At 49.7% G+C, this 6819-nt stretch carries 6 protein-coding genes; 2 read left to right on the top strand and 4 right to left on the bottom strand.

The features are described 5' to 3' along the window. The 4 genes from GRX64_RS16570 to GRX64_RS16555 form a co-directional block, all read right to left on the bottom strand. The coding region (locus tag GRX64_RS16570) for an addiction module toxin RelE (protein ID WP_166268866.1) at nt 1–587 on the bottom strand (587 nt) is incomplete at its 3' end. Nucleotides 588–1079: 492 nt separating this feature from the next. After that, nucleotides 1080–1883: a site-specific integrase gene (locus GRX64_RS16565; RefSeq protein WP_166268865.1), complete on the bottom strand. Its 804-nt coding sequence runs from the start codon at nt 1881–1883 to the stop codon at nt 1080–1082. A 722-nt stretch (nt 1884–2605) separates the two neighbouring features. Then, nucleotides 2606–3202 carry a hypothetical protein gene (locus GRX64_RS16560; RefSeq protein ID WP_166268864.1) on the bottom strand — a complete coding sequence of 199 codons (597 nt, stop codon included), beginning with the start codon at nt 3200–3202 and terminating at the stop codon, nt 2606–2608. 11 nt (nt 3203–3213) lie between these two features. Continuing rightward, a complete protein-coding gene (locus GRX64_RS16555) occupies nt 3214–3945 on the bottom strand; it encodes a HupE/UreJ family protein (protein WP_166268863.1) in 732 nt (243 codons plus the stop codon). A 727-nt stretch (nt 3946–4672) separates the two neighbouring features. On the opposite strand from GRX64_RS16555, the gene GRX64_RS16550 reads away from it, so the two are divergent. Continuing rightward, nucleotides 4673–5137: a DUF1499 domain-containing protein gene (locus GRX64_RS16550; RefSeq protein ID WP_166268862.1), complete on the top strand. Its 465-nt coding sequence runs from the start codon at nt 4673–4675 to the stop codon at nt 5135–5137. A gap of 382 nt (nt 5138–5519) precedes the next feature. Next, nucleotides 5520–6819 (top strand): TonB-dependent receptor plug domain-containing protein (locus tag GRX64_RS19745; protein WP_282433957.1); only part of this gene is annotated, 1300 nt, incomplete at its 3' end.

Below are 6819 nucleotides of genomic sequence, written 5' to 3'. Positions count from 1 at the left end.
AAAATCCGACTCACTCGGGAATAGTGGATCCCAAAGAAATCACCAATTTCCTTCAAGCCGTACCCGCCACTCGCATACGCTAAATGAATGGCCTCGTTTCGGGAGGGGGCAGAATCTTTGTAAAATTGCAGCGCCTTGGCCAAGGGGCGACGCTGACTCCTGGGTATTTCACTGAGACGTTCTGGCCGTTCAATTCGCTGTTGCATTTGGTCAACGAATTGATCGCTTCCGAGATAGACTTGGTTCTTGAGCTTTTCCCACGGAGATGGCTGATTCTTGCCGTCAGCCACAAAGGTCTCGTAGCTCTCCACGGCCTTGGCTCGTTTTTCACCAAAGGCAGACAGAATCCAATCGATATCGAGTGCCTTTAAACCCCTTTCATACCCCGCCGTTGCGCGGTAACTGCTCCAGGGCCATTCGACAGCCAATCGAACCATCGCGGCGCGAACAGGATTCAGCACGATGTAGCGGCATAGTTCCAACAGGTAGCTGTCCTTCTCAACCAAAATCGCTTTATAACGCCCCTGGAACACGTGCCCAACGCGGCCATGCAGCGCAAACTGTGGGTTGGCGGGCGTTATAGCCAAGGAGAATTTCGTGCAGAAACTGAGTCTGCACGTGGCTTTGGGAATTTTTCCGAAAATGCCATCACGATTGCCGGCAATGGGTTTGGTGATCAGATGGTACTAATCCGAGAAGGTGCCTCGTTTAAGCCAAATGTGTATTGATGGCTGCATGAAACGGGGAAGCTTGAAGATCCAGCGAGATCGTTCCATGTGATCAAAATGGTTAACGAGACGTGGTTTTAGTTTCACCGAATGTTCGCTTTGCGACCAAACCCAACTTCGCTTTTCAGTCACTGGGGTATCCCATTAGCCATGAAATCCACGTTGGATGGGCCGGAGTAGTCAAATGAGTCGATCTCGAGGGGGCAGGGCAGCTACCTGTATCCGGCCCTATCAACAAGTTTCATGGCAAGGTAGCTGAAAATTTTAACCGGTCATGTACGCAAACCAAGGGCATTCGAGGCGTTTGGATACTAATAACGACTGCGCTTTAAATGTTATTCGGGTGCTGGACTAACCAACATATTTGTAGCCAACATCCTGCAACGCTTCCTTCAACGACTCCTCAGGAGGTTCTTCGTAGATAAGCGTTGTTGACGGTGACACATGGCCAGCAATCTTTTGAGCGACCTTAACGGACTTCTTTTGTTCATGAATGATATTCGTCATTAAAGTCCTCCGACCACTGTGGGAGCTGGCTCGCTCAATACCTGCCCATTGCCGCTGCATGAGAGCGAAGTGTTCCTGGAGAGTATTGGGAGAATAGGGGCCTCCTTTTTGAGTCAGGAATAGGGGATCGGTCTTTTTCACCGAAGGTTGCGCCGCCAAGCGGATCGCAAGGTGATTTTCGATAGCTTTTCTCAGCGCGATGTCATCCATTGGAAGATCACGCGATCTACCACGATGTTTTTTGACCTCAGGATAAAAATCCTCTGGCTTGATCTCGGCGCCGGCCTTGGCCATGGTTTCAATTCGCTGAACAAGCTGGTGGAAATCGTGCACACTAAAACTGATCCGACGCCGCTGATACGTGGATTTGGATCGCTTCAACGCATCGGCACCCTTAGTGTAAGCCGCAGGCAACGCAAGGATTTCCTTAAGTTTGAAGGAGCGCTGAACAGAACCCGAACTCCCAGGGCCAAGCTCGGCGACGTCTTTGATCTGGAGTAGCGCGATCTCCTGAACTCGAAGTCCGAGCTTGAAGCTGATCTGAACCAGCGCCGTATTCTTTTCTGGGTAACGTTGCTCTTTGATCTCACCCAAGAGGTGGGCGAACTGCTCGGGCGTGAGCACGCGCGCCTGGCCGGTCTTGCTCATCGGGTAAGCTCCTGGTAAGCCACTCGGATGCGAGGAGAGGTCAAATGTAAAATCCGTAATAATGTTATTTTAACGGATTTATAAACAAACGGTACCGGAAGATCAATACCAAGGGTTGTCGGGACTCCCAAGCTCATTACCAACAGGACCGCCAAGGGCTCCTTGCAGTTTTCGCTTCTTTATCCAGGCGTTCGCAATGTCGTCCATAATCTCGGCTGGAATTTCCACAACCAAGTTATCGATGACTCCGTCCCGCGTCGTTTCTTTTCTTTCGCAATGGAGTGCTCGCGAGGCCGGATCAGCTCAAAGAAAACGTTCTGTGGTTTGCTATCCAAATACTCCTGGAAATAGAGATGGTGTCATTCGCCAGCGGTAATCGATGCTTTGGTACTCATAAAACTCACCCCACGAAATTTTCAGATCCGAATAGCGATAATGCCATCGAAGCGAAATAGGTAGCCAGTATCGAAGCTCTTGCGCACCCATAAATTGACGTGAAAGATAAATCCATAAAACCATCGTAGAATCATAAAGATAGACAGGTGGACGATGGCTATAGTACTTCCTGTGAAAATTTAGGACTTTCTGTGGCAATTCTTTAGCACTTTCTGTGGTCGTCCAGCAGGCTCAAAATGTACCAGATTCCCCGCCCTACAGTGCGCATAATGTATATTATGTTAAATACAATACGTGTATCTAATGAGGAATCGAGAAACTCCCGATCACTTCTTGCCAATGCTGTCGTAAAAACCGCTGCTTTGAAGGACGATGGTAACGGTCTCCTCACCGTTATTTTGCCAATACCAGCCATGACTTCCGTCAAACGGTGCTTCAAAGGTGCCACTGCCGGAGGGCTGATTTTGTCCCTCCCAATAACTGGTGAAGTTGTTGCCGTCATTAAATCGTTCACCGTGCATGTCGAAATACACTGGGCCACCCTCAGAATCCCACTGAAAGACCATGCGGTCACCGGTGTTCATTATGGCCTTTACTTCGAGCCCTTCGTTCGGTTTCAACGTCACCGTCGTGGTGTCGGAGCTTAGCTTGCTTGATGTCTTCCAAACGGGGCCTGTGGAAAGCGCAGTCTGATTTCCAGCGGACGAACTGGTAACCGGTGAAGTGGGTTCCGCAGAGTTTGGCTGGCTGAGCAATGTCAGTCCCATTTTCTCACCCAGCCCGGTGGGATCAATGCCATATTCCGCAGGCATAATGGTTGTGATCAGCACCAGCAGGCCTATAAGCACCGCAATGGCCGTTGCACGCAGCAAACTTTTAGTGGAAGGAAGGCCTTCCCGATCCATATTTGAATTGTTGTGCATGCTTCAGATCCTCAGGAAACGGTATACAGCCCAGTCAGCTGATAGCCCATCAGCATAAAACCGGCGCTCATTAAAAGAACGTTGGCGGCCAGCGCCTGCCGTGGAAAGACGTCTGTTCTACGCCAGAAATTCATTGCAATCAAAATGACGCTCAAAGCCATAAGTTGGCCAATTTCTACCCCTACATTGAACGCGATCATGTTTGGGACCAGGCCATTGTCAGACAGCGTGAAATCCTGAAGCTTTGTCGCCAGGCCAAAACCGTGGAAAAAACCGAAAATCAGAACAGCGGCGTGGGTGTTGGGCTGAAACCCAAACCAGCGCCGAAATGCGCCAAGGTTATCCAGAGCCTTGTAAACCACTGAAAACCCGATAATGGCATCGACTATGTATGGATTGACGTTGGTTTCGCTTAGCACGCCGTACAACAGAGTGACACTGTGCCCGACGGCAAACAGAGTCACATAGATACCCACCTCTTTCATACGGTATAAAAAGAAAATGACGCCCGCCAGAAACAACAGGTGGTCATACCCGGTCACCATGTGCTTGGCACCCAAGTACATGAAGGGCAACAACTGTGCCCCATTCGTCTGCTCTATGAACGTCGCATCCCCCTCTTCCACTCCATGAGCCAGGAGCAAAGGAGATAAACCCAGGCAGACCCCAGCAATGGCAAAGAATAAAAGCCAGCGCCCATACCCAATGGCCCCGGAAAATTGACGTAACACTCTATAATTCATTCGGTTAGCTCCGAACTGCAAAATATAAACGCTGAGCCTACGCCCATTCAGGTTTGAGCGCATTGCGTTGACGGCACCCATCAATTACAAGGTCGTGCCAACTCAGGAAGGACGCTTTACCAGCAGGTGACATGGATGTACCAGATTAGGCTTCTCCAGCTGATCAATTGACGGATTGCGAGCTCAGTCCTGGTTCGCCGGATTAGTGGCTGATGGCCAGTGCATGAAACTTACCCGATCTTGCTCAAACGTCAACGTTCGACCATCAGCCAGAGTGAGTACGTAGTGTCTGCTAAAAAGGTCCACTGTGAGGTCTCCCCTCAGTTCACAGCTTTCGGTCACGCAATCGTCCAGCAACACAGTGACATTTTCGGTGGTTTGAAATGCGGGAGCCACGTACAAAGCCAAGAGCACAAGCATTGGCAGAAGGATCCAGAATATGGCCCGCTGTCTGGGTCTGTTGATTGTATAGGTGTTCGTCATGTGTGTTGGTCTAACCGTTGCGGTGAAAGGCTGCAGTATAGGGAAAAAAGTATCAGCCGCACACTGCCTGCCCATACCTTGACGCCCGGGCCTGTCCGGATGGAATTTATTACGTTCGTGCAGCTATAACCAGGTTTTTTGACCTGGATATCAAACTTAGCGCGGATCGATTCCCCTCCTGCGGAATCATCGGTATGGTGACTGGACAAAAAGTTCGGCCGAATGCAATCAAATGGAACTCTTCATGCGCTTGAATATCCTGCCCATCGCTTTATTACTTGGCCTTTTATCCGCATGCGTCTCAACACCGAATGTTCCGGTGTCCGGCACAGAATTCCGACTTTCCGGATGTCCGCCACTGATTAACTGCGTTTCCAGCGAATCCGAAGTGGGATTGTATTTTGTTGAACCGTTCAGGCTTACAGAGGGTTTGGATCAGATTTCGTGGGATCGAATTAAAGCGGAGGCCCTCGCTTTACCTGGAGCTTCGTTGAGTGAAGAGCGATTTGGGTATCTGGAATTGACCTGCTATAGCAAGCTCTTCCACTTTCCTGACGTTGTCGAGTTGCTGGTGGATGACAGCGGGCGAATGATCAACGTTCGATCTCAATCCTTGCTAGGGATTTATGACCTAGGTGCAAACCGCGCGCGTGTGGAGGTGCTTCGTAGTCACCTTGAGGCTCAGGGCTTGGTGGTCCGTACTGAATAAGATGTAGGGAACCCCCCTAGTAAGACTTCATGCCCAAGTTCACTTGCTTATGGAACAGATATGTCTAAACTCCTATTCGATATGTGTTTTTCTTGTGAGAGGCGTTTGACCTGCCCACACGAGCCCAGTTAATTTCTTCGATTGGCCCGGATAAGACTCTAGGGTTAAAACTTGCACCCATTGTTTGCACAATACAGTCAGAGCCCTGAGCCCCGTGATGCTAAATAAAGCACAACTGGCAAGCTATACGCCCCGCCCTCTTCTTCGACACTGCGCGAGTACACTGGCACTCGCGTGCGTATTGTCGCCAGGTATTGCAAAGGCCGCGGGCCAGGAAGACAGTCTTTGGGACACGTCACTGGAGGAGTTAGGTCAGATTCGAGTGGTGTCCATTGCCTCGGGTACCGAAACTCCGTTGGATAAAGCGGCCGCCATCACGTCCGTTATCAGTGCTGAAGACATTCAAGCGATGGGCGCGACGGATCTGGATCAGGTGCTGGAGACGGTTCCTGGTTTGCACGTGAATCACTCTGATCAGACATTTTCACCCAAGTATATTTTTAGGGGCATGACCTCGAGTTTTAATCCGCAGGCGCTGTTGCTCGTTAATGGAATTCCAGTAACCACAATGATGTTTGGTAATCGGACTACGGTGTGGGGCGGAATGCCAATTAAGGCAATAAATCGCATTGAGGTAATTCGCGGGCCTGGCTCTGCACTATATGGCGCCGACGCTTACGCTGGGGTAATTAACATTATCACCAAGACTTCGAAGGACATTCAGCACACCACTGTTGGTGCAAGAGTGGGCAGTTTCGATACTCACGGAGGCTGGGTTGAAGCCGGAGAACAATTGGGTAGCATGGGTGTCGGTTTCATACTCGAATATCAAGAGACAGATGGTTGGCGAAAAAATATAGATCGTGATGCACAGACAGGTTTCGATGATTCATTCGGAACGTCTGCATCTTTAGCTCCTGGTCCAGTGAACACCTCTGTTGATCAGGTAGATGCAAGGCTTGATGTCGGGGCTGAAAACTGGCAACTGAGGGCGGGCATCCAAGACCGTCGCAATATTGGCACTGGTCCAGGCGTGGCACAGGCCTTGGACCCTGAAGGGCGTTACAGCTCCAAGCGTTTCAACACAGACTATAGCTATCGTTGGCAGGATGTTGTGAGCGGGCTAGACGTTGAGGCGAGAGTCAGTTACCTCAACATAACGCAAGAGCCAGAAAATGATATTACTCTTTATCCTCCTGGCGCCTTTAATGGATCCTTCCCAGATGGATTCATTGGAAGTCCGGGGTATAAAGAGAATCAAATACGTTTTGACTTGAGTTCAATCTACAACGAATTGGACAACCATCGGATACTTAGTGGCACAGGCGCATTTTGGGCAGATTTATATGAAGTTACTGAAAGTAAAAACTTTAACCCTGATTTCAGTCCAAAAAGTAGTATCGAAGACGTTTCCAACGATCCCAGTCAGGTCTGGATGCCAGAAGAAAAGCGAACTAATTACTATGTTTTTGTGCAGGATGAATGGCAGTTCGCCCAAAACTGGCAGTTAGTGAGCGGCATCCGTTACGATCATTACTCTGATTTTGGTAATACGCTCAATCCGCGAGCAGCCTTAATTTGGGCTACTACCGATGCCATTACAACGAAGTTTTTGTATGGCA

The sequence above is a fragment of the Marinobacter caseinilyticus genome (assembly GCF_011074955.1).
Taxonomy (GTDB): domain Bacteria; phylum Pseudomonadota; class Gammaproteobacteria; order Pseudomonadales; family Oleiphilaceae; genus Marinobacter; species Marinobacter caseinilyticus.
The sequence above is the reverse complement of the archived record's forward strand: the minus strand, read 5'-3'. Positions and strand labels throughout refer to the sequence as shown.